The organism is Mesorhizobium sp. B2-7-1 (genome assembly GCF_006440735.1).
In the GTDB taxonomy this organism is placed as follows: Bacteria; Pseudomonadota; Alphaproteobacteria; order Rhizobiales; family Rhizobiaceae; genus Mesorhizobium.
This window is the reverse complement of the sequence record NZ_VFUA01000030.1, coordinates 1-21,379: the sequence shown is the minus strand read 5'-3', so window position 1 is coordinate 21,379 and position 21,379 is coordinate 1. Positions and strand designations below refer to the sequence as shown.

21 protein-coding genes and 2 pseudogenes are annotated in these 21,379 nt (G+C 63.8%); 16 read left to right on the top strand and 7 right to left on the bottom strand.

Annotation, left to right across the window (positions count from 1 at the left end; genetic code table 11):
* Positions 1 to 2: 2 nt before the first annotated feature.
* A complete protein-coding gene (locus FJ471_RS13965; protein WP_140803918.1) occupies positions 3 to 2,051 on the bottom strand; it encodes an elongation factor G in 2,049 nt (682 codons plus the stop codon).
* 224 nt (positions 2,052 to 2,275) lie between these two features.
* Positions 2,276 to 3,805 (bottom strand): GGDEF domain-containing phosphodiesterase, encoded by a 1,530-nt coding sequence (locus FJ471_RS13960; RefSeq protein WP_140803916.1) that lies wholly within the window; start codon positions 3,803 to 3,805, stop codon positions 2,276 to 2,278.
* 308 nt (positions 3,806 to 4,113) lie between these two features.
* Here FJ471_RS13960 and FJ471_RS13955 point away from each other — a divergent pair, with 308 nt between their 5' ends.
* Both FJ471_RS13955 and FJ471_RS13950 read left to right on the top strand, forming a co-directional pair.
* The gene (locus FJ471_RS13955; protein WP_140803914.1) at positions 4,114 to 4,509 is read left to right on the top strand and encodes a cupin domain-containing protein; all 396 of its coding nucleotides are present in this window, start codon (positions 4,114 to 4,116) and stop codon (positions 4,507 to 4,509) included.
* A 118-nt stretch (positions 4,510 to 4,627) separates the two neighbouring features.
* A complete protein-coding gene (locus FJ471_RS13950) occupies positions 4,628 to 6,145 on the top strand; it encodes an MFS transporter (protein ID WP_140803912.1) in 1,518 nt (505 codons plus the stop codon).
* A gap of 67 nt (positions 6,146 to 6,212) precedes the next feature.
* Here FJ471_RS13950 and FJ471_RS13945 read toward each other — a convergent pair whose 3' ends face one another.
* The gene (locus tag FJ471_RS13945; protein WP_140803910.1) at positions 6,213 to 7,415 is read right to left on the bottom strand and encodes a pyridoxal phosphate-dependent aminotransferase; all 1,203 of its coding nucleotides are present in this window, start codon (positions 7,413 to 7,415) and stop codon (positions 6,213 to 6,215) included.
* Between the two features lie 219 nt (positions 7,416 to 7,634).
* Between FJ471_RS13945 and FJ471_RS13940 the strand changes: the two genes are divergently transcribed.
* From FJ471_RS13940 to FJ471_RS13930, 3 genes and pseudogenes are all read left to right on the top strand, one after another.
* Positions 7,635 to 8,537 carry an EAL domain-containing protein gene (locus FJ471_RS13940; RefSeq protein ID WP_140803908.1) on the top strand — a complete coding sequence of 301 codons (903 nt, stop codon included), beginning with the start codon at positions 7,635 to 7,637 and terminating at the stop codon, positions 8,535 to 8,537.
* Positions 8,534 to 9,394, top strand: a pseudogene (locus tag FJ471_RS13935) (EAL domain-containing protein). The gene FJ471_RS13940 and the pseudogene FJ471_RS13935 overlap by 4 nt, the downstream one beginning before the upstream one ends.
* Positions 9,395 to 9,512: 118 nt before the next feature.
* Positions 9,513 to 10,121, top strand: a complete 609-nt coding sequence (locus tag FJ471_RS13930) for a glutathione S-transferase family protein (protein ID WP_140803907.1) — start codon at positions 9,513 to 9,515, stop codon at positions 10,119 to 10,121.
* A gap of 46 nt (positions 10,122 to 10,167) precedes the next feature.
* Here the strand turns inward: FJ471_RS13930 and FJ471_RS13925 are convergent, their stop codons facing one another.
* From FJ471_RS13925 to FJ471_RS13915, 3 genes are all read right to left on the bottom strand, one after another.
* Positions 10,168 to 10,377 (bottom strand): hypothetical protein, encoded by a 210-nt coding sequence (locus FJ471_RS13925; protein ID WP_140803905.1) that lies wholly within the window; start codon positions 10,375 to 10,377, stop codon positions 10,168 to 10,170.
* Positions 10,378 to 10,416: 39 nt separating this feature from the next.
* On the bottom strand, positions 10,417 to 10,617 hold the full coding sequence (locus FJ471_RS13920; protein ID WP_140803903.1) for a hypothetical protein: 201 nt from the start codon (positions 10,615 to 10,617) through the stop codon (positions 10,417 to 10,419).
* A 329-nt stretch (positions 10,618 to 10,946) separates the two neighbouring features.
* Positions 10,947 to 11,159 carry a cold-shock protein gene (locus FJ471_RS13915; protein ID WP_027168154.1) on the bottom strand — a complete coding sequence of 71 codons (213 nt, stop codon included), beginning with the start codon at positions 11,157 to 11,159 and terminating at the stop codon, positions 10,947 to 10,949.
* A gap of 292 nt (positions 11,160 to 11,451) precedes the next feature.
* Here FJ471_RS13915 and FJ471_RS13910 point away from each other — a divergent pair, with 292 nt between their 5' ends.
* Entirely contained in the window at positions 11,452 to 11,778 is a 327-nt protein-coding gene (locus FJ471_RS13910; RefSeq protein ID WP_140803901.1) for a hypothetical protein, read from the top strand.
* A 13-nt stretch (positions 11,779 to 11,791) separates the two neighbouring features.
* Here the strand turns inward: FJ471_RS13910 and FJ471_RS13905 are convergent, their stop codons facing one another.
* Positions 11,792 to 12,361 (bottom strand): methylated-DNA--[protein]-cysteine S-methyltransferase, encoded by a 570-nt coding sequence (locus FJ471_RS13905; protein ID WP_140803899.1) that lies wholly within the window; start codon positions 12,359 to 12,361, stop codon positions 11,792 to 11,794.
* A gap of 165 nt (positions 12,362 to 12,526) precedes the next feature.
* Between FJ471_RS13905 and FJ471_RS13900 the strand changes: the two genes are divergently transcribed.
* From FJ471_RS13900 to FJ471_RS13850, 10 genes and pseudogenes are all read left to right on the top strand, one after another.
* The gene (locus FJ471_RS13900) at positions 12,527 to 13,504 is read left to right on the top strand and encodes a lytic transglycosylase domain-containing protein (RefSeq protein ID WP_140803897.1); all 978 of its coding nucleotides are present in this window, start codon (positions 12,527 to 12,529) and stop codon (positions 13,502 to 13,504) included.
* 35 nt (positions 13,505 to 13,539) lie between these two features.
* Positions 13,540 to 14,037, top strand: a complete 498-nt coding sequence (locus tag FJ471_RS13895) for an N-acetyltransferase (RefSeq protein ID WP_140803895.1) — start codon at positions 13,540 to 13,542, stop codon at positions 14,035 to 14,037.
* Positions 14,038 to 14,464: 427 nt separating this feature from the next.
* Positions 14,465 to 15,721: an ABC transporter substrate-binding protein gene (locus FJ471_RS13890; protein ID WP_140803893.1), complete on the top strand. Its 1,257-nt coding sequence runs from the start codon at positions 14,465 to 14,467 to the stop codon at positions 15,719 to 15,721.
* Positions 15,722 to 15,786: 65 nt separating this feature from the next.
* Positions 15,787 to 16,659, top strand: coding sequence for a sugar ABC transporter permease (locus FJ471_RS13885; RefSeq protein ID WP_140803983.1), 873 nt, complete (start codon positions 15,787 to 15,789; stop codon positions 16,657 to 16,659).
* Position 16,660: 1 nt separating this feature from the next.
* Positions 16,661 to 17,485 (top strand): carbohydrate ABC transporter permease, encoded by an 825-nt coding sequence (locus FJ471_RS13880; RefSeq protein WP_140803891.1) that lies wholly within the window; start codon positions 16,661 to 16,663, stop codon positions 17,483 to 17,485.
* A 105-nt stretch (positions 17,486 to 17,590) separates the two neighbouring features.
* Positions 17,591 to 18,346 carry a DUF899 family protein gene (locus FJ471_RS13875; RefSeq protein WP_140803889.1) on the top strand — a complete coding sequence of 252 codons (756 nt, stop codon included), beginning with the start codon at positions 17,591 to 17,593 and terminating at the stop codon, positions 18,344 to 18,346.
* A gap of 100 nt (positions 18,347 to 18,446) precedes the next feature.
* Positions 18,447 to 19,007 (top strand): DUF4142 domain-containing protein, encoded by a 561-nt coding sequence (locus tag FJ471_RS13870; protein WP_140803887.1) that lies wholly within the window; start codon positions 18,447 to 18,449, stop codon positions 19,005 to 19,007.
* A gap of 314 nt (positions 19,008 to 19,321) precedes the next feature.
* Positions 19,322 to 19,786: a cupin domain-containing protein gene (locus tag FJ471_RS13860; RefSeq protein WP_140803885.1), complete on the top strand. Its 465-nt coding sequence runs from the start codon at positions 19,322 to 19,324 to the stop codon at positions 19,784 to 19,786.
* 285 nt (positions 19,787 to 20,071) lie between these two features.
* A pseudogene (locus tag FJ471_RS13855) lies at positions 20,072 to 20,482 on the top strand (Rid family hydrolase).
* Between the two features lie 142 nt (positions 20,483 to 20,624).
* A complete protein-coding gene (locus FJ471_RS13850; protein WP_140803883.1) occupies positions 20,625 to 21,362 on the top strand; it encodes a type I restriction enzyme HsdR N-terminal domain-containing protein in 738 nt (245 codons plus the stop codon).
* Positions 21,363 to 21,379 lie beyond the last annotated feature (17 nt).

Sequence of the window (21,379 nt, the reverse complement as noted above, 5' to 3'; positions counted from 1 at the left end):
CATCAGGCAGCCTTGCCGTTGGCGTTCATCGCCTCGTCGGCGAGCCGGCCGGTGAGTTCGGCCATGTGGTCGAAAGCGGCCTTGTAGCTGGCGACGCCGGCGGTGGCCGAGCGCAGCTCGATGATCAGGTCGCCGATTTCCGCCAGCGGCATGGTCGCCTCGACCACGTCCCAGCCCGGCCAGTCGGGCCGCGCGTCATAGCCGAGGATCTGGCCGCGGCGCTGCGGGATCAGGGCGATGATCTTCGAGGTCGCGTCGGAGGGCGTGACGATCTCGACTTTCATGACAGGCTCCAGCAGGACCGGCGAACAGGCCGCCATGCCTTCCTTCATGGCGAGCTTGGCCGCCATCTGGAAGGCCATGTCGGAGGAATCGACCGCATGGTAGGAGCCGTCCGACAGGTTGACGGCGACATCGACGACCGGGAAGCCGAGCGGGCCGGTCTTGAGATAGTCGCGGATGCCCGTCTCGACCGACTGGATATAGGTCTTCGGCACCACGCCGCCGGTGATGGTGTCGGAGAACTGGAAGCCGGAGCCGCGCGGCAACGGCTTGATCTCGATCACCACGTCGCCGAACTGGCCGTGGCCGCCCGACTGCTTCTTATGGCGGCCGCGTTGTTGCGCCGATTTGCGGATCGTCTCGCGGTAAGGCACCGCCGGGGCATGGCCTTCGATCGGAATCTGGTTCTTGCCCTCGAGGCGCTCGCGCACGACGCGCAGATGCATCTCGCCGTGGCCCGACAGGACGGTTTCGGCGGAGTCCTGGTTGTGACGCAGGCTGAGCGACGGATCTTCCTCGGCCAGCCGTTGGATCGCCGCCGACATCTTGACCTCGTCCTTGCGCTCCTTGGGGCGAAGCGCGAAGGCAAAGACGGGCTGGGGCGGCTCAAGCGTGGCCAATGGCCGGATGCCGCCCTTGGCCGAGCTTAGCGTCTGGCCGGTCTGGACGTTGTCGAGCTTGCCGAGCGCAACCGTGTCGCCCGCCTTGGCGGATGTCAGCTTCGACTGGTCCTTGCCGAGCATCCTGTAGATGCCGGAGACCTTCGCGGTATCGCCGTTGGAAAGGTAGAGCTCGGCCGCGTCGGCCAACTGGCCGGACAGCACGCGCGATACCGAGAGCTTGCCGCCATGCGCGGTGTGGACGGTTTTCATCACCTGCACCACCGTCTGGCCGTCCGGCGCGCCGAGACGCTTCCTCGTTGCCTCGACATCGGGCGCGTCGTGGCGAATGGCCTTCAGCAGGCGCAGCACGCCATTGCCCTTCTCGGCCGTGCCGATCAGCACCGGCGTCACCGCGCCGGCGCGCAGGTCGGCCGAGAGATCGTCGAAGATCGCATCCTTCGGCGGCTCGATCTCCTCCAGCAACTGCTCCATCAGGTGATCATCATGGTCGGCGAGCGTCTCCAGCATGGAGAACCGTGCCTCCAGCTCGCGCGCCTTGTCGTCGTTTGCGATCTCGGCGACCTGGCTTTCGGCATATTCGCGGTAGATGTAGGCGCGCTCCAGCGCCAGATCGATCGAGCCGACGACCACGCCATCCTTGCGGACCGGAATCTGGCGCAGCAGCAGTGGCACCGAACTTGCGGGCTGCAGCATCTTCAGCGTCTCGCGCACGCCCGCGATCGCCTTGTCTACCTTGTTGAGGAACAGGATGCGCGGAATGGCGAGATCGTCGAGCTTGCGCATGATCAGCTGAAGCGCCGGGATCTTCTTCTCGTCGGCCTCGGCCACGACGACCGCGAGGTCGCAGGCGGCAAGCACGGGTTCGGCCTCGAAGGCGAATTCGATGGAACCGGGGCAGTCGACGAAGGTGATCTGCTCGCCCATGAAATCGGTGGTGGCGAAGGTCGCCTCGACGCTCATGGCGTGGGCGCGGGCCTCTGGCGAATGGTCGGAAACGGTGTTGCCCGATGAAACGGGTGACTGGCGGGGAATGGCGCCCGTGCGGGCGAGGATTGCTTCGAGAAGTGTCGTCTTACCGCTTGCGAAGGGACCGATTATGGCGATGCATTTCGGTCCCGTGCGTCGTCCTCCGGCGCGAGTACCCATGGCTGACCTCCACTCAGGCGTTTCCCAAGAGAGCGATCAGCAAAAGTGAAAACCGGTTTTGCGTCCGATCGCACCCTATGCAGAGCGGCGGCCGGCCTGTTCGGCCGTCGCGGGCGGGGTTTATCCACCCCTACCCAAAGCCATCGTCACACGGGTTCGCTGGAAGGGCAAGAAAAATAGGACGTTCGCCGGCTTGGGTTCGTCAGGCCGGCATTTCCTGTTTGTCAGGCTGTGAGGGCAAGCGGTTCGCGAGCGGCGACGCACAACGCGCTTGCCTTGTCGCGCGGTGCCGGCTTGCCGAAGAAATAGCCCTGGAAGCGACTGCAGCCGGCGGTCCTGGCGAGGGCGAATTCCTCCGCCGTTTCGACGCCTTCCGCGACGATGGCGATGTCCTGGATGCGGGCGATCTGGGCAAGCGCCGAAACGAAGATCTGCGCCACCTGGTCATGGGCGAGGCTGCGGATGTAGGAGCGGTCGATCTTGACGCTGTCGATGGGCAGCGACTTCAGATAGTTGAAGCCGCAATGGCCGGTGCCGAAGTCGTCGAGGGCGATGTGGAAGCCGAGACCGCGCAGCGCCTCCAGGCGCCTCAGCACCTCGGGCGTCGCGGCCGTCGCCACTGTCTCGGTGATCTCGATGATGAATTGCGATGCGGACCGGCCGGCTTCGCGCAGGACCCGGTCGCACATCGTCACGATCTCGTCGCGCTTCAGCTGCTCGCCGGAGACGTTGATCGAGATGCGCCGCCCGGGAAAATGCCCGACATCGGCGCAGGCGCGCTTGAAGACCCATTCGCCGATCATGTCGATCAGCGTCGAGCGCTCGGCGATCGGGATGAATTCCGCCGGCGAGATCAAACCGCGCACGGGATGGCGCCAGCGGATCAATCCTTCCAGCGCGTCGACCGAGCCGTCGGGATCGACGATCGGCTGGTAGTGCAATTCCGGCTCGCCGAGATAGACCGCGGCGCGCAGCTCGCGTTCCACCAGCCGGCGATAGCGTTTGTCCGACAGCATCTCCTCGTCGAAAACGGTGATGCGGCCGCGGCCGCCCGCCTTGCTCTCGTAGAGCGCGAGATCGGCCAGCAGCATCAATTCATTCGCATTCGAAGCATGCAGCGGCGCGAGCGCGACGCCCACCGAGATCGACAGCGGAATGATCTTGCCTTCGTGCCTTTTGCCGGCCCGCATGGCATCCAGCAGCCGGCGCGCGTCCTTGTTGATGACAGCCATGTCGCCATGCGGAACCATGACGCCGAACTCGTCGCCGCCGAGCCGTCCGACGATGCCATCCTCGAAAATGCGCTGCGCTTCCGCAACCAGATGGGCCAGCGCCAGATCGCCGAACTGGTGGCCGAACGTGTCGTTGAGCTGCTTGAAATGATCGAGGTCGATCAGAAGCAGGCTTGCCTGGCGACGGTTGCGCAAGCCGCCCAGCCAGTCGCCCAGCGCTTCGATGAAATAGCGCCGGGTCATGGCGCCGGTCATGGCATCGACAGTGAGAAAGCGATGCTTCTCGGCCTCGGCATCCGCCGCCGATTGCAGCCGCTGGACGATGGTCGAGCGCATGTACATCAAGACCAGAAGCGCCATCGAGGTCGATGTCGCCGACATCGCCAGCGCGCCGGCGCGGGAGGCGTTCTCCGTCAACGCGAAAGCGGCAAGCCCGGTGGCGGCGATGCTCGCCACGAGCAAGGCCTGGATGCCGCGATAGATACGGCCGCTGTGATCCTTGATTGTCGCCAAGATACTCATGTCCGCGCCCCCACAGCACGCGACATGGCTAGGACCTCAGCCGTTAACAAACGCTGAGCTTGGCTGCTGTCCCGCTCCATTCTTTCGCGGCCGGGTGGTGGTTGCGATTTTATGGTTAAAAAGCAACGATTTATGACAGTTCTTAGACACTCTAATGCTGCAATTCGCTCGATGCCCGAACGCGGAATCGAGGCTGTCGCCCAGCAACAGTTCGAAGGCGGTTGCAACGACCTCCTTGCGGGGCGAAACTGTGGCCCGAGACGCCGTGCGCGGCGCTTTGTTCGACAATGCTTTCGAGGATCTGAACCATGAAGATCATTGCGTGCGGCAGTGTGCCGACGATCGTCGCGCCGGAGACCTATTTCACCGGGCGGGTGCTGCAGACGCCGATCATCGAGAAGGAAACGCCGGCGCGTCTGAGAGCCACGCTGGTCAGCTTCGAGCCCGGCGCACGCACCCATTGGCACACGCATCCGCTCGGGCAGACGCTCTATGTCACCGCCGGCGCCGGTCTGGCGCAGAGCTGGGGCGGCGCTGTGCAGGAGATCAGGGCAGGGGATGTCATTTCCTTCGCACCCGGCGAAAAACACTGGCATGGCGCCGGAGGGAAAACCGCCATGACCCATATCGCCATGCAGGAGGCGCTGGACGGCGTCCACGCCGACTGGCTGGAGCAGGTTTCCGACGAGCAATATGGCGGCTGAACGGGACGCTGTAAGCCAACTTCCAGCATCTCGACAGTCCGGTCTGTTGCGTCTGCCGCACTCAATCGTATCGCCCCTCCATGCAGCCCTCCGGGCGGTTACGCATCTGGAATTCATAATGCCTAAAAGCCGATTGCCGCTTGTCGCCGCCATTTATCTCGGCTCGTTCGTGGCGCTTCTCGATGTCAGCATCGTCAATGTCGCCCTGCCGACCATCCAGCAGGCCTTGCAGACCGATTTTGGCGGGCTGCAATGGGTGGTCGATGCTTACACGCTCTGCCTTTCAGCCTTCATGCTGTCGTCCGGGCTGATCGGCGACCGTTATGGCCGCAAGCGTTCCTGGCTCTGGGGCGTCGGCATCTTCGTGGCCGGCTCGCTGATCTGCGCGGTGACGCCGAATCTGACGGCATTGCTTGCCGGTCGGGTGGTGCAAGGGATCGCGGGCTCGCTGCTCATCCCGGGCGCGTTGTCGATCCTGACGCAGGCTTTTCCGGATCCCCGCGAGCGCGCCGGCGTCATCGGCGGCTGGGCCTCGTTCGCCGCCGTCTCACTGCTGGTCGGCCCGGTGCTGGGCGGCATCCTGGTGCAGACTGTCGGCTGGCAGAGCATCTTCCTGATCAACCTGCCGCTCGGCCTGGTTACGGTCGTGCTCGGCGCCGTCTCCATCAGCGAGACAGCGCATCCGGAACATGCGCATCTCGATCTCGTCGGCCTTGCGCTCAGCATCCTGTGGCTCGGCGCCTTGACCTTCGGCCTGATTTCCGCGGGCGAGAACGGCTGGAGCGATCCCTGGACCGTCGCTGCGCTCGTCGTCGGCATCGCCGGGCTGGCGATCTTCCTTGGCTTTGAGGCGCGCACGCCGCGGCCGATGCTCCCGCTCGGCCTGTTCCGCGACGTGCGCTTTGCCGTCGCCAATGTCGCCTCGTTCGCGCTCGGCTTCACCTCCTACACCAGCGTCTTCTTCTTCTCGATGTTCCTGCAGCAGGTGCAAGGCTGGTCGCCGACTCAGACCGGCCTGCGCATGGCCCCGGCCTTCATCGTCCAGATCGTCGTGTCGCCGTGGATCGGCAGGCTCAGCGCGCGCTACGGCCATTCGCTTTTGATGACGGCGGGCTACGCGCTGATCGGCCTTTCCATGCTCGGCATGTGCTGGGCCGAGCGGTCGACGCCCTACGCGATGCTCTGCCTGCTGTTCGCGATCAATGGCCTCGGCAACTCGCTGGCGATCCCGACGGGAAGTGCGGCGGCCATGTCCTACGCGCCGCGCGAGCGTTCGGGCATGGTGTCGGCGGTGATCAACGCCACCCGCCAGAGCGGCCTTGCCATCGGCATCGCGCTGCTCGGCGCGCTGATGAGCATGCGGGCGACCAATCTGCTCGCCGGCTATCTCGGCGACGCCGGCGTCGCCAATGCCGAAGCGGTGGCCCGTGCCGCCATCTCGCGGCATGATTTCACCACCGACGCGGCGATGGGCGCGAGCGGCGTGCACGCGCTTTTCACGGTTGCTTATGCAGGTGGCTTCCACGCCGCGATGCTGACCGCGGCGATCGGCGCGTTCCTCACCGCCGCCCTGCTGATTGCCGTGCTCACGCCGGCCGAGGCGCGATCGGCCAGGCAAGCCAAGCAGCAGGCATGACATCGAACGCCGCTCAATAAAAAACCCGGCCGCAGCCGGGTTTTCTCGTTCGGCTGCTTTGCGCCGATCAGGTCAGCGACGCGGTGAAGCGCTGGATGCGCGTGCAGGCTTCCTCCAGCAGCGCGTCCGACGTGGCGTAGGAGATGCGGAAGTTCGGTCCGAGGCCGAAGGCCGAGCCAAACACCACCGCAACACCCTGCGCCTCGAGCAGTTCGGAGCAGAAGGCTTCGTCATTGTCGATCACCTTGCCCGCCTTCGTCTTCTTGCCGATCAGCTGGGCGCAGGACGGATAGACGTAGAAGGCGCCTTCGGGCGAGGGGCAGGAGATGCCGCGCGCCTGGTTGAGCATCGAGACCACGAGGTCGCGCCGGCCCTGGAAGATCGCCTTGTTCTTCGCGATGAAATCCTGCGGCCCGTTGAGCGCTTCGACGGAAGCCCATTGCGCGATGGTGCAGGCGCCGGAAGTCTGCTGGCCCTGGATCATGTCCATCGCCTTGATCAGCGGCACCGGGCCGGCGGCATAGCCGATGCGCCAGCCGGTCATGGCATAGGCTTTCGACACGCCGTTCATGGTCAGCGTGCGCTCGTAGAGGTTCGGCTCGACCTCGGCGATGGTCTTGAAGACGAAGTCGCCATAGGTCAGGTGCTCATACATGTCGTCGGTCAGCGTCCAGACATGCGGATGCTTGAGCAGCACATCGGCCAGCGCCCGCAGCTCGGCCTCCGTGTAGGCGGCGCCCGACGGGTTCGACGGCGAGTTCATCAGCAGCCATTTGGTTTTCGGCGTGATCGCCTTTTCCAGCACTTGCGGCGTCAGCTTGAAGCCGTTGTCGATCGAGGTGTCGGCGAAGACCGACGTGCCGCCGCAGATCGCCACCATCTCGGGATAGCTCACCCAGTAGGGGCGCGGGATGACGACCTCGTCGCCGGGGTTCAGCGTCGCCATGAAGGCGTTGAACAGGATCTGCTTGCCGCCGGTGCCGACGATGGTCTGCTCCGGCCGGTAGTCGAGATTGTTCTCGCGCTTGAATTTCTTCGCGATCGCCTCGCGCAGCGGCACGATGCCCGAAACCGGCGGATATTTGGTCTCGCCGCGGCGGATCGCCTCGATCGCCGCGTTCTTGATGTTGTCGGGCGTATCGAAGTCCGGCTCGCCGGCGCCGAGGCCGATCACGTCACGGCCGGCATTTTTCAGCTCGCGCGCTTTCTGCGTCACCGCGATGGTCGCGGAAGGCTTAACGCGGGAAAGGGCGTCGGCGAGAAAGGCCATGACAAAATGTCTCCTAGGAAAGGCGGCCAGGAGCGGCCGCGGCGCCTCTCATGTCGCATCATCGCGCGGAGCGCAAGCATTGTGCGATGAGCCAGAGGTCAAGGAGGCGTGACCAAAGTCAGCCTGCGTGAGCGGCAACGCTAAATTCATCAACGGCCGGTAAACCCTTGGCTGGCAGGATCGCAGATCGGATTGCGCCTATTCGCGGAGCGAGAGACCTTGTCGCGCAGCATCGGGCTTGCCCACATCGTCCGTCATGACGACGGCACCTCGACGGGTGTCTGGGGCATCTATACGCTGCAGAGCGCGTTCCAGCCGATCTTCGCCTTCAAGGAGGGCAAGCTCTCGGTCGCCGCTTTCGAGGGGCTGATCCGGCCGTTTCGCGACGGCGAGCCGCAGTCGCCGGGGGCATTTTTCGGTACCTGCCCGGCGGCCGACCGGCTGCATATCGAGGCGCTGACGCGCACGCTGCATCTCCTGAACGCCGGCGCCTGCCTGCCGGAAGAGGCATCCATCTTCGTCAATTTCGATCCGTCGGTCTTCACCGATCGCAGCATCGTCGACAAGGCGTTGCGCGACATGCGGCTGGTGCTGCACGAAGTCGGCATCGATCCGCGCCGCATCGTCTGCGAGGTCACCGAGCAGAAATCCGCTTCGCAGGAAACGCTCTACGGCTTCGTCGAGGCGCTGAGGGCCAATGGCTTCCGCATCGCGGTGGACGACTATGGCGCCGATGATTCCGACATCAACCGGATCAAGGAACTCAAGCCCGACATCGTCAAATTCGATGCGCATTGGATCACCCACCTGATGGAGTCCGGCGCCGGCTTCGCGTTGCTGACGGCGATGGTGCAGAGTTTCGAGAACCAAGGCATCCGCACCGTCTTCGAAGGTATCGAGGAAGGCTGGCAGCTGGAGCTTGCCGAGAGGTCCGGCGCCTCGATGGTGCAGGGCTATGTGCTTGCCCGGCCGGAACTTGCCCCCACCAGCTTTCGCGTTTTCAGCAAGATCGCGCCACAGGCCGCGACCGAAGCGAGCAAGCCACAGGCCGCCGCAAGCCCGGCGGCACCGATCCGGCAGCCGCGGCCGGCAAGAGTGTTCGGGCGCAAGGTCGCGCCATGAGCCAACAACCGGACAGGCGGCGCAACGTCGCCGAGGCGATCTTCGTCGACGAGATCGGCCTTCAGTTCGGCGTCTATGGCGAGTTCCGGCTGTGGAGCGGCTATCAGCCGATCTTCGCGCCGGAGGGCAAAGCACTCAGGGCGGTTGCCGTCGAGGGGCTGATCGAGCCGCGGCGCATCGCGGAGCCTATGGCCCCGTCGATGTTCTTCGACGGCGTTCCCGCGTCCGACCGGCTATTTGTCGAAACGATGTGCCGGATGCTGCATCTGGGCAACTACCGCAACATCGGCGTCGAGGGACTGACGCTGTTCTTCAACTATAATCCGAACGTCAACGACCATCTCGGACGGGCGCTTGCCGAGATCCGGCTGATGACCAGGCATCTCGGCGATTTCGAACTCGAGCCCGGCCTGCTGGTTTGCGAGATCACCGAACAGGCTGCCGACGACCGCGTTCTTGCCAGCCTGGTGCGCGAAATGCGGCGCGACGGGATCCGCATCGCCATCGACGATTTCGGCACGGGGCATTCGACCTAGGCGCGCATCAATCTGCTTGCGCCCGACATCGTCAAGATCGATGGCGCCTGGTTTGGCGAGCTCTGCCGCCATGCCGCCGCCGAGCGTTTCTTCCGGCCATTGGTGGCTACGCTGCACGAACGCGGCGCCAAAGTGCTGGTCGAGGGCATCGAGAACGCACAGCACCTGCGCGTCGCGCTCGAGGGCGGCGTCGACCTGCTGCAAGGTTTCCATCTCGCCCGCCCCGCGACCGCCGGCACGATCTTCAGGGAAGGCCCGCTTTCCGTCGACGCTCTGCTCGACGCCGGCAACAAGGTCGTGCCCCTGCATCAGCGTCGCTGATGCCCGACCTCCAGGAACGCATCAGCGCCGCTGATGGTTCTTCGCAAAAACAAATCACTGGATGGGACCTAGCCGTGCGCGTTAGAGCGTTCCCAGGAGACCGTGAGAGGGCAAGAGCATGATCCTTTACGACATGGCCGACAGCGGCAATTGCTACAAGCCGCGGCTGTTGATGGCCAAGCTCGGCATCCCCTTCGACCGCATAGAGGTGAGCTCGCACACCGGCGAGACGCGCAGGCCCGACTACGTCGCCAAGAATCCGAACGCGATGGTGCCGATGCTGGAGCTCGACGACGGCAGGTGCATCGCCGAGAGCAACGCCATCCTGCTCTACCTCGCCGAAGGCACGCGCTTCCTGCCGGCCGAGAAATACGAACGCGCCTTGGCGTACCAATGGCTGTTCTTCGAGCAATACAGCCATGAGCCCTATATCGCGGTGCGCAAGGCGCTGCTGACCTTCCCGGAACGGGCGAAGGACGCGACGCCGGAACGCTTGGCGCAGACCTTGGAGCGCGGCAACAAGGCGCTTGGCGTGATGAACAGACACCTGGAACAGAACGCATTCTTCGCGGGCAATTCCTACAGCGTCGCCGACATCGCTCTATACGCTTACACCCACACCGCTGGGATGGGCGGCTTTCAGCTCGACGCTTATCCGGCCGTCGCCGCCTGGCTGAAGCGGGTCGAGGCCGACAAGGGGCATGTGCCGATCGGGCGGAAAGAATGATCTAGCCGTCTGCTAGCCGCTTTCGCTGGAGCATCAGCGCGAGGGGCTATTTGATAAGTCGATCGTATTCGGCATGGGTGCCGATCCAGATCCAGTCAAAGCCATCACCGCTTTCGAGGGCCAAGGCCCGATAATTGTCGTCTATCCTCGCCGACCAAAGCTCTCCCACTTTTTTGAAATGCAGGGACGGGTGCCGGGGATTGGTCTTCATTAACGTGAAGCTCTTGTCGGTCGCGCGACGAACAGCCTTCGGCAAGGAGTTATATTTTTCCAAAGCTCGCTGTAGCGCGATGCCTCACAGGTCGCGCAACTTGCCGGCAGCTATTTCGGCGCGGGCTTCGGCCACCAATTTGTCCAGCCGGCCCGCCTTCGCATCGGCTTCGATTTGTCTATCCCATAAATCAGCCTGCAGGGCCTCGAACCAAGCGGCAAAGGCCTTCAGCTCTTCGGGGCTCAGTTCGGCGACGGATTTCTCGATCTGTTCAAGCTTGGTCATAGGTTAATAGTAGCACACGCAGGGCCAAAAGTATCGCCAAGTGATACTGTTGGACCCTGGCGGCAAATTACCGGAAATCAGGCAACAAAAAAGGCGGGCAATGCCCGCCTTCCTCTGTCGGTAGCCTGATCGGGAGCGTCCGGTCCGGGCTGGCAGCTATCTGCTGTTCCAGCTTGTCGGGTCTTTCCGCTCCGGCGCGCTTCTCGCGCGACCGTCAGTACATCCGTGACTTGCCGCGTGCCCCGAACCTTCGTCCGGCGCGCGCCTTTACTTAGTTGCACTCTGCTACGCCAAGCGGTTACGCTTGGCTGCAAAATGCTTAAGCCAAATCAGGCTGCCTTGCTCAGAGACCCAGCGGCGGACTTGCCGGTGCGGCGGTCCTGCTCGATCTCGAAGTTGATTTTCTGGCCTTCAGCCAGGCTCGTCATGCCAGCGCGCTCGACAGCGGAGATGTGGACGAAAACGTCCGCGCCGCCATTGTCAGGCTGGATGAAGCCGTAGCCCTTGGTGGCGTTGAACCACTTGACCGTACCAGTTGCCATTTAGAATGCCCTTCACATTTGCTTTTGTTTGACCTGACCAATGTCCGGCCGGCGGTATCGAAATTTTGGAGATAGACGTCAGCAAACGCGAAGATCGCGGCCCGATCGATCGGCCAAATTCAATGGAGCGGATATAGGATAGTTTGAGCGAGAAAACAAGACGGGTCGCTTGAGGCGCCGACGGCATGTCGTCCCCGTCGAAGGCGATGGAAGTTTTGACAGCAGCCGCGCGTTGTGGAGGGATGAGATGCTTGCCGTACGAGAGCGCCTGGGTTGCTTTGGGAGAGGAACCATGAAGACCATTGTGCTTGCCGCTTCTTTCTTGCTGCTGGCCGCAGAAGCCCATGCGGTGTCGCGTTACGATCCGACACGCATGAGCTGCGACCGGGTGCAGGCAACGATCGCCAGACAGGGCGCCGTCATCCTGCGCTACCAGTCGACGCGCGTGCCAGGTCTGCCGCTCTACGACCGCTATGTGCGCGATGAGCGCTTCTGCAATGCGGGTGAGGTGCGATCACGGGCCTATGTGCCGAGCGCCGACACCAGGTCCTGCATGGTCTATGTCTGCAAGCGTCCGGATTTCGACCGGCGCTTCCGCCGCCGGTTCTTGCACGACTGATACGCAGCGTCCCTCAGAACCCGAACGAGGCCTGCGCGGCTGGCGGCGGGCCGACGCGAACGCCTTCCATGGCCAGCATCTTTTCCTTGGTGGCCGAACCGCCCGGCGCGGAGAAGCCGCCGATCTTGCCGCCGGCCGCCAGGATACGGTGGCACGGAATGACCAGCGGCACCGGATTGGCGCCAAGCGCCGCGCCCGTTTCGCGTGGAAGACCCGCATGACCGGCGCGCTTGGCCAGCTCGCCATAGGTGGCGGTCTCACCGAAGCCGAGCTTGCGCGCCGCATCGTAGATGGCGAGGCGGAAATCGTCGACGCCGTCGAGATCGACCGGCACGTCGGAGAAGTCGACATCCTCGCCGGCGGCGTATGCCTTGATCGAGGCGATCAGCTCGACCACCCATCGCGGCTGGTCGGTCGAGGTCGAGACGCCGGGGTGGCGGAGCAGCCGGCGCTCGACCGCTTCGGGGCTGCGCTCGGGCAGGCAAAGCCGGATCAGGCCCTTCTCGCTCCAGGCGATGCCCATGAAGCCGATCACTGTTTCTAACACTGCGTGGCCGGCCGTGATCTCAGATGTGGGTTTCATGACGTATTCCTTCCGCAAAACGGCGAAAAACGAGTACATATCCAGAACAATATGGCACTTCCGCCCTGTTGTCGCCACCCGAAAACCGCCGGGTGGCCCCGATTGCCGGGGGGGAATCGCTGGTGTAAGGACTTCTTAACAACCGACAAACCGGACCCGCACGGCTTGCCAGCTAAAATCATCATCACCGCGGTCGGCGTGCTCATCGCGGCAGCCGGTCTCAGCGGGTGCACATCGACCTCGCAGATGAAGGCCGCGCCCGCGCTTGCGGCGGCTTCGACGCCTGTTGTCGCGGACGATACGCCGACGCTTGCGCTGCCCCAAACGGTGGCCGTATTGCCGGAGCCTTCCGGCCTCGCGCAGGTGCAGACCGCGGCGCTGACCGGCGATGCGGTTGCCATGGCGACCACGCCCGGCGCCCCCGCGACGCAAAGCGCGCTTTTGCCGCCACCTGTCCAGCCCGGCGCACCCCAGTCCGACGCAGCGCTGGCGCAGCCGGCAGCTTTCGCCGGCTCGACGCCGGTCGCCGGTCAGTTTCCGCCGCCCCCGGTGCTGACCGCCGGTGGCTCGCCGACCGGTCCTGGATCCATCAGCCGTGCGGCGGCGTATACGACCGCGGGCGTCGCCATGCCGGTCACCGGCAAGTCGGCGAAAATTGCCCCGATGCCCGGCGTCCAGCAGGTCGCCTATGTGGTGCCGGGGAATCCGGCACTGTTGGCAGCACCCGGCCAGCCCGAGCAGCACGCCAGCGGACCGCGTGGCGAGATCGAAAGGCTGATCGAGAAATATTCGGCGATCTATGAAGTGCCGATCGACCTTGTGCGCCATGTCGTCAACCGCGAGAGCACCTTCAACCCGAAAGCTTATAATCACGGCCATTGGGGCCTGATGCAGATCAAGCACGCGACGGCGCGGGGCATGGGCTATGACGGGCCGGCGACCGGCCTGTTCGACGCCGAGACCAATCTCAAATACGCGGTGAAATATCTGCGCGGCGCCTGGCTGGTTTCGGGCGGCAACGCCAAGCGTGCCGACATGCTCTACCAGACCGGCTATTACTACGACGCCAAGCGCAAAGGCCTGCTCGAGGCGACGGGCCTTGGCATCGACCGCAAGCGGCGCCGCTTGCAACCCGACGCCTGAGCGGACGGTCCCGCGCGGCGTTTCGAGACAGCGCCATGCATGAAAACACGACGCCCCGCCCGCCAGCTCCCAACGATATCCGCCTGCGTAAGGTCCTCGACGATACGCTGACCGCGCCGCATTGGCCGGAGGGCTTCGTCATGCGCGCGTTCGAACATCGGGACGCGCAAGCCCTGCACGCGCTGCTGCAAGAGGTGTTCGACGACGGCGCCGACGGGCCGTTCGACGAATGGTGGCCGCGTATTGCCGGCGATGCGGAGTTCGATCCCGCTCTCTGTTTCCTGGCGATCGACGGCAAGGGCCTGCTGGCGGGGGCGGCGCTCTGCTGGACGTCGGGTTTCGTCAAGGACCTCGCCGTCCATCCGGAGTCGAGACGGCAAGGCATCGGCGAGGCGCTGATGCGGCACGCGTTCCTGACGTTTCGCGAGCGCGGAGCGGCCCATATCGATCTCAAGACCAACACGGTCAAGAACACCGCGGCCTTCAGGCTCTACGAGCGGCTCGGCATGACCCCGGTCGACTGGGAAGGCTGATGCGTAAAGGGCCGCGTCGTCATGCGTTGGAGGGCTTCCGGTACGGCGCTGCAACCACCTGCGCGCATTCATTGTGAACTCCTTCACATAGGCTGACGTTAGGGCATGCTAATGCGTCGTCGTGCCGGGCGGCCGATCGGCGGATCGACGCGGGCAAGGCGTCGGAGGAGGCTGTGCCGGCATGCGTCAGCCACTCCCAGGCGGGCTCCGGGGCGGGGGTTTCGGAGCCCGTCCGCTTTGCGTGAAGCAAGGCGGACGGAACGAGACACCGACGCGGTCGATCCGACCGAGATCGGCTTCATCGCCCCGCCGGGCCGGTCAGCGCGCACAAGCGCGGGGAACCCTAAGCGACGTCGCGCATTCAACGCAGGGGCCTTGATGAGCCGCGACCTATGCGTCGCCGGTCGCGCAGGAGGTCCGCAGCCCCGTGAAACTTGCTTCCGCAGTCCTGGCCGCCGGCATTCTGCTGGGCGCCACGCAAGCGCGGGCCGTGGAGCTGTCGATCGTGTCGGGTGACACCGGCAACGGCATCAAGGTGCTGCGCGAGATACTCGATCGTTACCAGAAGAAGAGCGGCAACAAGGTCGACATCGTCGTCATTCCGCCTTCGACCACCGACCAGTTCGGCCAATACCGGCTGTGGCTCGCCGCCGGCAGCAGCGATATCGACGTCTACCAGACCGACGTCATCTGGGCGCCACAGCTAGCCAGTCAACTGGTCGACCTCACGCAGGCGACGAAGGACGTCGTCGGCGCGCATTTCCCGTCGATCATCAAGTCGCAGACGGTCAACGGCAGGCTGGTCGCCCTGCCGATCTTCACCGACGCGCCGGCGCTCTACTACCGCAAGGATCTGCTGGCCACATATGGCGCCAAGGTGCCGACCACCTGGAAGGAACTGCAGGACACCGCCAGGCTGGTCATGGACAAGGAGCGGGCGGGCGGCAACCAGGACATCTGGGGCTATGTCTTCCAGGGCAACGCCTATGAGGGGCTGACCTGCAACGCGCTCGAATGGGTGATGTCGAGTGGCGGCGGCGGGATCATCGAGCCGGACGGCCGCATCTCCATCGACAATCCAAAGGCGGCTGCGGCGCTCGATAGGGTCAAGGGTTGGATCGGCACCATCGCGCCGCCGGGCGTGCTTGCCTATCAGGAGGAAGAAGCGCGTGGCGTCTGGCAAACCGGCAATGCCGTCTTCATGCGCAACTGGCCCTATGCCTATGCGCTCGGCAACAGCGAGAGCTCGCCGATCAAGGGCAAGTTCGACGTGGCGCCGCTGCCGGCCGGCGACGGCGGGCGGCCGGTCGCCACGCTTGGCGGCTGGAACCTTGCCGTCTCCAAATATTCGAAGCACCCGAATGCTGCGATCGATCTGGTCAAGTTCATCGCGTCGCCGGAAATGCAGAAATACCGGACGCTGAAGACGGCTAACCTGCCGACCATCGCGGCGCTCTATGACGACCCCGACATCGCCAGGCAGCAGCCGATCGTGCCGCGCTGGAAAGAGATATTCCTTAACGCGCAGCCGCGTCCCTCGGCAACCGCCCGGATCAAATACAACGAGGCATCGAGCCAGTTCTGGACGGCCGTGCACGACACGATCTCCGGCCAGGGCGGCGCCGCCGACAATTTGGCCGATCTCGCGGCGAGGCTGACCAGGCTGAAAGGCAAGGGCTGGTGACCGCGGCAAGGCGATCGCCGCTGGCGCGCCGGCGCGTGCGCACGGCCTGGCTGTTTCTGGCGCCGATGCTTTTCGTGCTCGCCGCCGTCGCCGGCTGGCCGTTCCTGCGCACGGTCTATTACAGCTTCACCGACGCTTCGCTTGCCGATCTCGACGCCCGGCAATGGGTGGGCTTCGATAATTACCTGTCGGTGCTGCGCCTGCCGAGCGGCCGGGTGCTTTATGATGGGCTGCTCGTCGATCCGGTCTGGTGGCGGGCGGTGTGGAACACGGTGCGCTTCGCCGTGGTCTCTGTGGCCTGCGAGACGGTGCTCGGCATGGTCGTGGCGCTTGCGCTCAATGCCGAATTCCCGGGGCGCGGCATCGTGCGGGCCGCGATCCTCATTCCCTGGGCGATCCCGACCATCGTCTCGGCCAAGATGTGGCAGTGGATGCTCAACGACCAGTTCGGCATCATCAATGTCGTGCTTCTCAATCTCGGCCTGATCCACGAGAAGATCGCCTGGACCGCCAGCGCCGACACCGCGATGATCGCCGTGCTGATCGTCGATATCTGGAAGACGACGCCGTTCATGGCGCTGCTGATCCTGGCGGCGCTGCAGATGCTGCCACGCGAGATCCTCGAAGTGGCGAAGCTGGACGGCGCCAACCCGTGGCAGATCTTCTGGCGGGTGACCTTGCCGCTCATCCGCCCGGCGGTGATGGTGGCGGTAATTTTTCGCGCGCTCGACGCGCTGCGCATCTTCGACCTGATCTATGTGCTGACGCCCAACAATGTGCAAACCAAGTCGATGTCGATCTTCGCGCGCGAGAACCTGTTCGAGTTCGACAAGTTCGCCTATGGCTCGGCCGCCTCGACGCTGCTGTTCCTGATCATCGGCCTGCTCACCATCGCCTATATCCGGCTCGGCCGGCTGAGCCTGGACGGAGGCCGCTGACATGAGATTGCTGAAGCGCGCCGCCTTCTACCTGCTGCTTCTGGCGATCGTCTTCGTCGCGGTGTTTCCGTTCTACTACGCCATCGTCACCAGCCTGAAATCGGGAACCGAATTGTTCCAGGCAGGGCTCTGGCCGCGATCGTTCAGCCTTGCCAATTACCGCAACGTGCTGACCGAAGGTCCCTTCCTGCGCAATCTGATGAATTCGCTCGTCGTCTCCGGCGCGGTGGTCGCGGTCTCGCTGCTGCTCGGCGTCACCGCAGCCTACGCGCTGGCGCGCATCCGTTTTCGCGGGCGCTCGGCGCTGATGCTCGCGATCCTGTCGGTGTCGATGTTTCCACAGGTCGCCGCGTTGGCCGGGCTGTTCGAGATCGTCAGGGCGCTGCACCTCTACAATTCGCTGCTCGCGCTCATCCTGTCCTACATGATCTTCACCTTGCCGTTCACGGTCTGGGTGCTCACCACCTTCGTGCGCGACCTGCCGGTCGAGATCGAGGAAGCGGCGATCCTCGACGGCGCCGGGCCATGGACCATCCTCACGCGCATCTTCCTGCCGCTGATGTGGCCGGCGCTGGCCACCACCGGGCTGCTCGCCTTCATCAGCGCCTGGAACGAGTTCCTGTTCGCGCTCACCTTCACCTCGACCAACGCGCAACGCACCGTGCCGGTGGCGATCGCGCTGCTGTCGGGCAATTCGCAGTTCGAGATCCCCTGGGGCAATATCATGGCCGCCTCGGTGATCGTCACCGTGCCGCTGGTGGTGCTGGTGCTGATCTTCCAGCGCCGCATCGTCTCCGGGCTGACCGCGGGCGGGGTGAAGGGCTGAGGAAGAAAGCTCGTGCCGGAATGTCGGAACCGGTTCGAGAGGCACGTCCTTAGGCCGTAGAGCAACCCGCGCCGGGACGCCGGCGCGAAGGCCAAGGAGAAGATCATGATCACCTTTCCCAATGAATCCGCCAAATACCGCACCGCGCGCGAAAAGCTGCTGCGCAAGGAAATCGAGCTGCGCCGCGCCATGGAAGCGGTGGCTGAAGCAAGACGCGCCTTGCCGCCGGGCGGGCTGGTGCCGCAGCACTATGTCTTCGACGCGCTGGACGCCGAGGGCCGGCCGGCGAAAGTCAAGTTGTCGGACCTCTTCGCGCCAGGCAAGGATTCGCTGATCCTCTACCAGATGATGTTCCCGCGCCACCCGCAGGAGACGCGCGAGGTGGCCGCAGGCGGCGCGACGGCGAAACTGGCCCGGCAGGACCAGCCATGCCCGTCCTGCACCGCGCTGCTCGACCAGTTCGACGGCGTGATCGGTCATCTCGAGGGCGCCGGCTTCAACTTCGCCGTGGTGGCGAAGACCGCGCTCGACAATCTGACCGCGCTTGGCCGTGACCGCGGCTGGAAAAACATGCGGCTCGTCTCGTCGGCCGGCAACGCTTTCAAGCGCGACTACAACTCTGAAACCGCCGAGGGCGCGCAGCTTCCTCTGCTGTCGGTCTTCCATCGTGACGCCGACGGCATCCGGCATTTTTGGTCGTCGGAGCTCGGCTTCGCGCCGACCGAGCCAGGACAGGACCCGCGTGCGATCGGCACCTGCGAGATCCTCTGGAACCTGATGGACTTCACGCCGGAAGGCCGCCCGGACTGGTACGAGCAATTGCAATATGCCGGCCACGATGCCGGCGCGCGCTGCCACTGACGGCGATGCGGGCGCTCAGTCCGCGCGCCTTTTTGAGGCAACCCCGACGCCAATGCCGCGTTGGGGATGGCAGAGGGGCTGTTTCGGATCGGAGATTGAGATGAAAACGCTGCTGCCCCTGGTCGCCGTCGCGCTCCTTGCCGGCGCGCCGGCCGCTGTCGCCCAATCGGACGACAGCAATACAGACGCGGTCGGGCCGATGGTGACCGACAACAAGGTCGACACACAGACCTTCGTCGCGACAGTGCCCAACGCCAACGAATTCGAGATCCAGTCGAGCAAGCTGGCCGAGGAGAAGTCGGCGTCGGCCGACGTCAAGGCTTTCGCCGGGCAGATGATCAAGGATCACGCCAAGGTTGCTGAGGACTTCAAGGCCGCAATGAGCCAGGGCCAGACCACCGCGTCGATCAAGCCCGCCGGCCCGGCGCTGCAGCCCAAGGAGCAGCAGATGCTCGACGAATTGAAGGGTGCGAGCGGTAAGGAGTTCGACGCCAAATACATCAAGATGCAGACCGACGCGCACAGGCAAGCGGTGGCGTTGTTTTCCACCTATGCCAATTCCGGCGACGACCCGACGATGAAGGAATTCGCCAAGAAGACGCTGCCGGTGCTGAAGACGCACGAGAAGCATGTGAAGGAACTAGCGGTGGCGCATCAGTGAAGGGGTTGGGAGGCTAACCGGTTGGGGACAGCGCTCTACGGCCCCCCTCTCTGTCCTGCCGGACATCTCCCCCTCAAGGGGGGAGATCAGCCGTCACGCCGGCTTTCGCCAATCGCCAACGGTGCAGAACAGGCGAGGCGCCGAAGCTGCCAATCTCCCCCCTTGAGGGGGAGATGTCCGGCAGGACAGAGAGGGGGGCGAAGGATGGCTGCGTTGCGCATTTCCCCAACCTTGGCAAATTCCAAACCGTCCGCCTGGCTCTTCGCCTTCCGCCACCCCGCGTTAAACTCCCCGCATCAACCTGCGAGGCCTCCATGCCCAAAATCGACCTCTCCGCCGTCCCCGTCCGCAAGGGCTGCCCTTATCCATCTCCCTTCGATATCCCTTGCGCGTCCCGCACCCGCCAGCGCCTCGGCGATGCCGGCGGCCTTACCGATTTCGGCGTCAACCTCATGACCCTCCCGCCCGGCGGCTGGTCGAGCCAGCGCCACTGGCACAGCCATGAGGACGAACTCGTCTATGTGCTGGAGGGCGAGCTGACGCTGGTCGAGGACGGCGTCGAAACGCCGCTCAAGGCCGGCGACGTCGCGACCTTCGCCAAGAACAGCGGCAATGGCCACCACATGATCAACCGCTCATCGGTGACGGCGCGTTACCTGGAAGTGGGCTCGCGCAACATGGAGGATGTCATCACCTGCTCCGACATCGACATGATGAGCCCGAATTCGGATGGACGGTTTTTGCACAAGGATGGGACGCCGTATCCGGGGCAGGGGTGAAGGTAATCGCTTGGGGCAGTGCCAGCCCCCGCTCCGTCTCGGCGCTGCGCGCCGAGCCACCTCTTCCCCATTTTATCGGGGCGAGGAAACGCCAACCGCCGATGTCGCGACCTTCGCAAGCCTGGTTCCTCGCCCCCGCCAGAGGTGGGGAGAGGTGGCTCGGCGAAGCCGAGACGGAGAGGGGGAACGCCCTAAGCGATTATCTGCGTCGGCGCTGGACCATGCGTCGCCGCTGGCGTTCCCTTGCCGCCGCGATAAGCTCCCCGCCAATCAGGGAGGACCACCATGGACAAGGAAGTCATCGAACTACCGTGATGTCGGTGAAGTGCGCTCGCTCGGCCTGCCGTGCTCGACGGCGGTGAGGGCCAACGGCTTCGTGTTCATCTCTGCGACGCCGCCCGTGGACATGGTGACCGGCGAGATGGTGCGCGGCGACATCGAGGTCCAGACCGAGGCGTCGCTGAAGGCGCTGAAACACTGCCTGGAAGCTGCCGGCACCCCCCTGGACAAGGTGGTGATGGTGCGCATCTACGCCGTCAACTCCGGCTTCTACACCGCCATCAACCGAGTCTATGCGAAGTATTTTGCCACCAACCCGCCGGCGCGGAGTTCGTGCCGGTGGCGTCTTGGCCGATGGAGTTCGATATCGAGATTGAGTGTGGCGGTGGCGTGAGGTTCATTCCCCTCTCGAACTGACGCTTGTCGAGGACGGCGACGAAGGCTCCTAAAGTCTGGAGATTGCGTTACCGACTGACACATTTTTCAAGCCGGCGTAATTTCTACTTGTCTTTAAAGTAAAGTCGTTCTCAAATCCCGCCAGGGATAGGGAGGGCAAGCCGTGAATAAGCTACCCAAGAAATTCGTCGACCGTATTGCGTCGAACATAAAGAAATACCAGCGCATTGCTGTGACGCAGCAAAAGTCAGATGTGGCCGAGGCCGACACCGTTACGCTGGTAAAAGACATCCTCGCCGAGGTGTTTGGTTACGAAAAATATGAGGAACTTACCTCCGAGCATCAGATCAAGGCCACTTATGTCGATCTCGCGATTAAAATAGGTGGTAAGCTTCGGTTGCTCGTCGAGGTAAAATCAGCGGGTGCCGAGCTTGCCGACAATCATTTGCGCCAGGTCATAGATTATGGAGCCCATCAGGGCATTCACTGGGTAATTCTGACGAACGCCGTCGAATGGCGACTGGTTCGGATTTACGTCGCCAACCAGATAAGCCACGAAGAAGTCTGCCGCATCGTTCTGGCGGACGTGAATCCCAAAAACGACGATCATCTGCAGTGCCTTTTCCTATTCGCAAAGGAAGGGCTGACAATCGACGCAATGGACGCATTTCACCAGCAGGCGCAGCTTTTCAACAAATTCACCGTCTCCGCAATCATGCGCTCCGAACCGGTAATCTCACTTGTGCGACGAGAAATTCGAAGGCTCTTTCCTGATATCAGGGTTGGCAACGAAAACCTCTCGCAGCTTATCGAGAACGAGGTAATTAAGCGTGATACAATTGAGGGTGATACGGCAAAGGAAGCGGCTGCAAGAATAAAGATGGCCGCAGGTAAGTTGTAGCGGGCTAAAAATAAGGT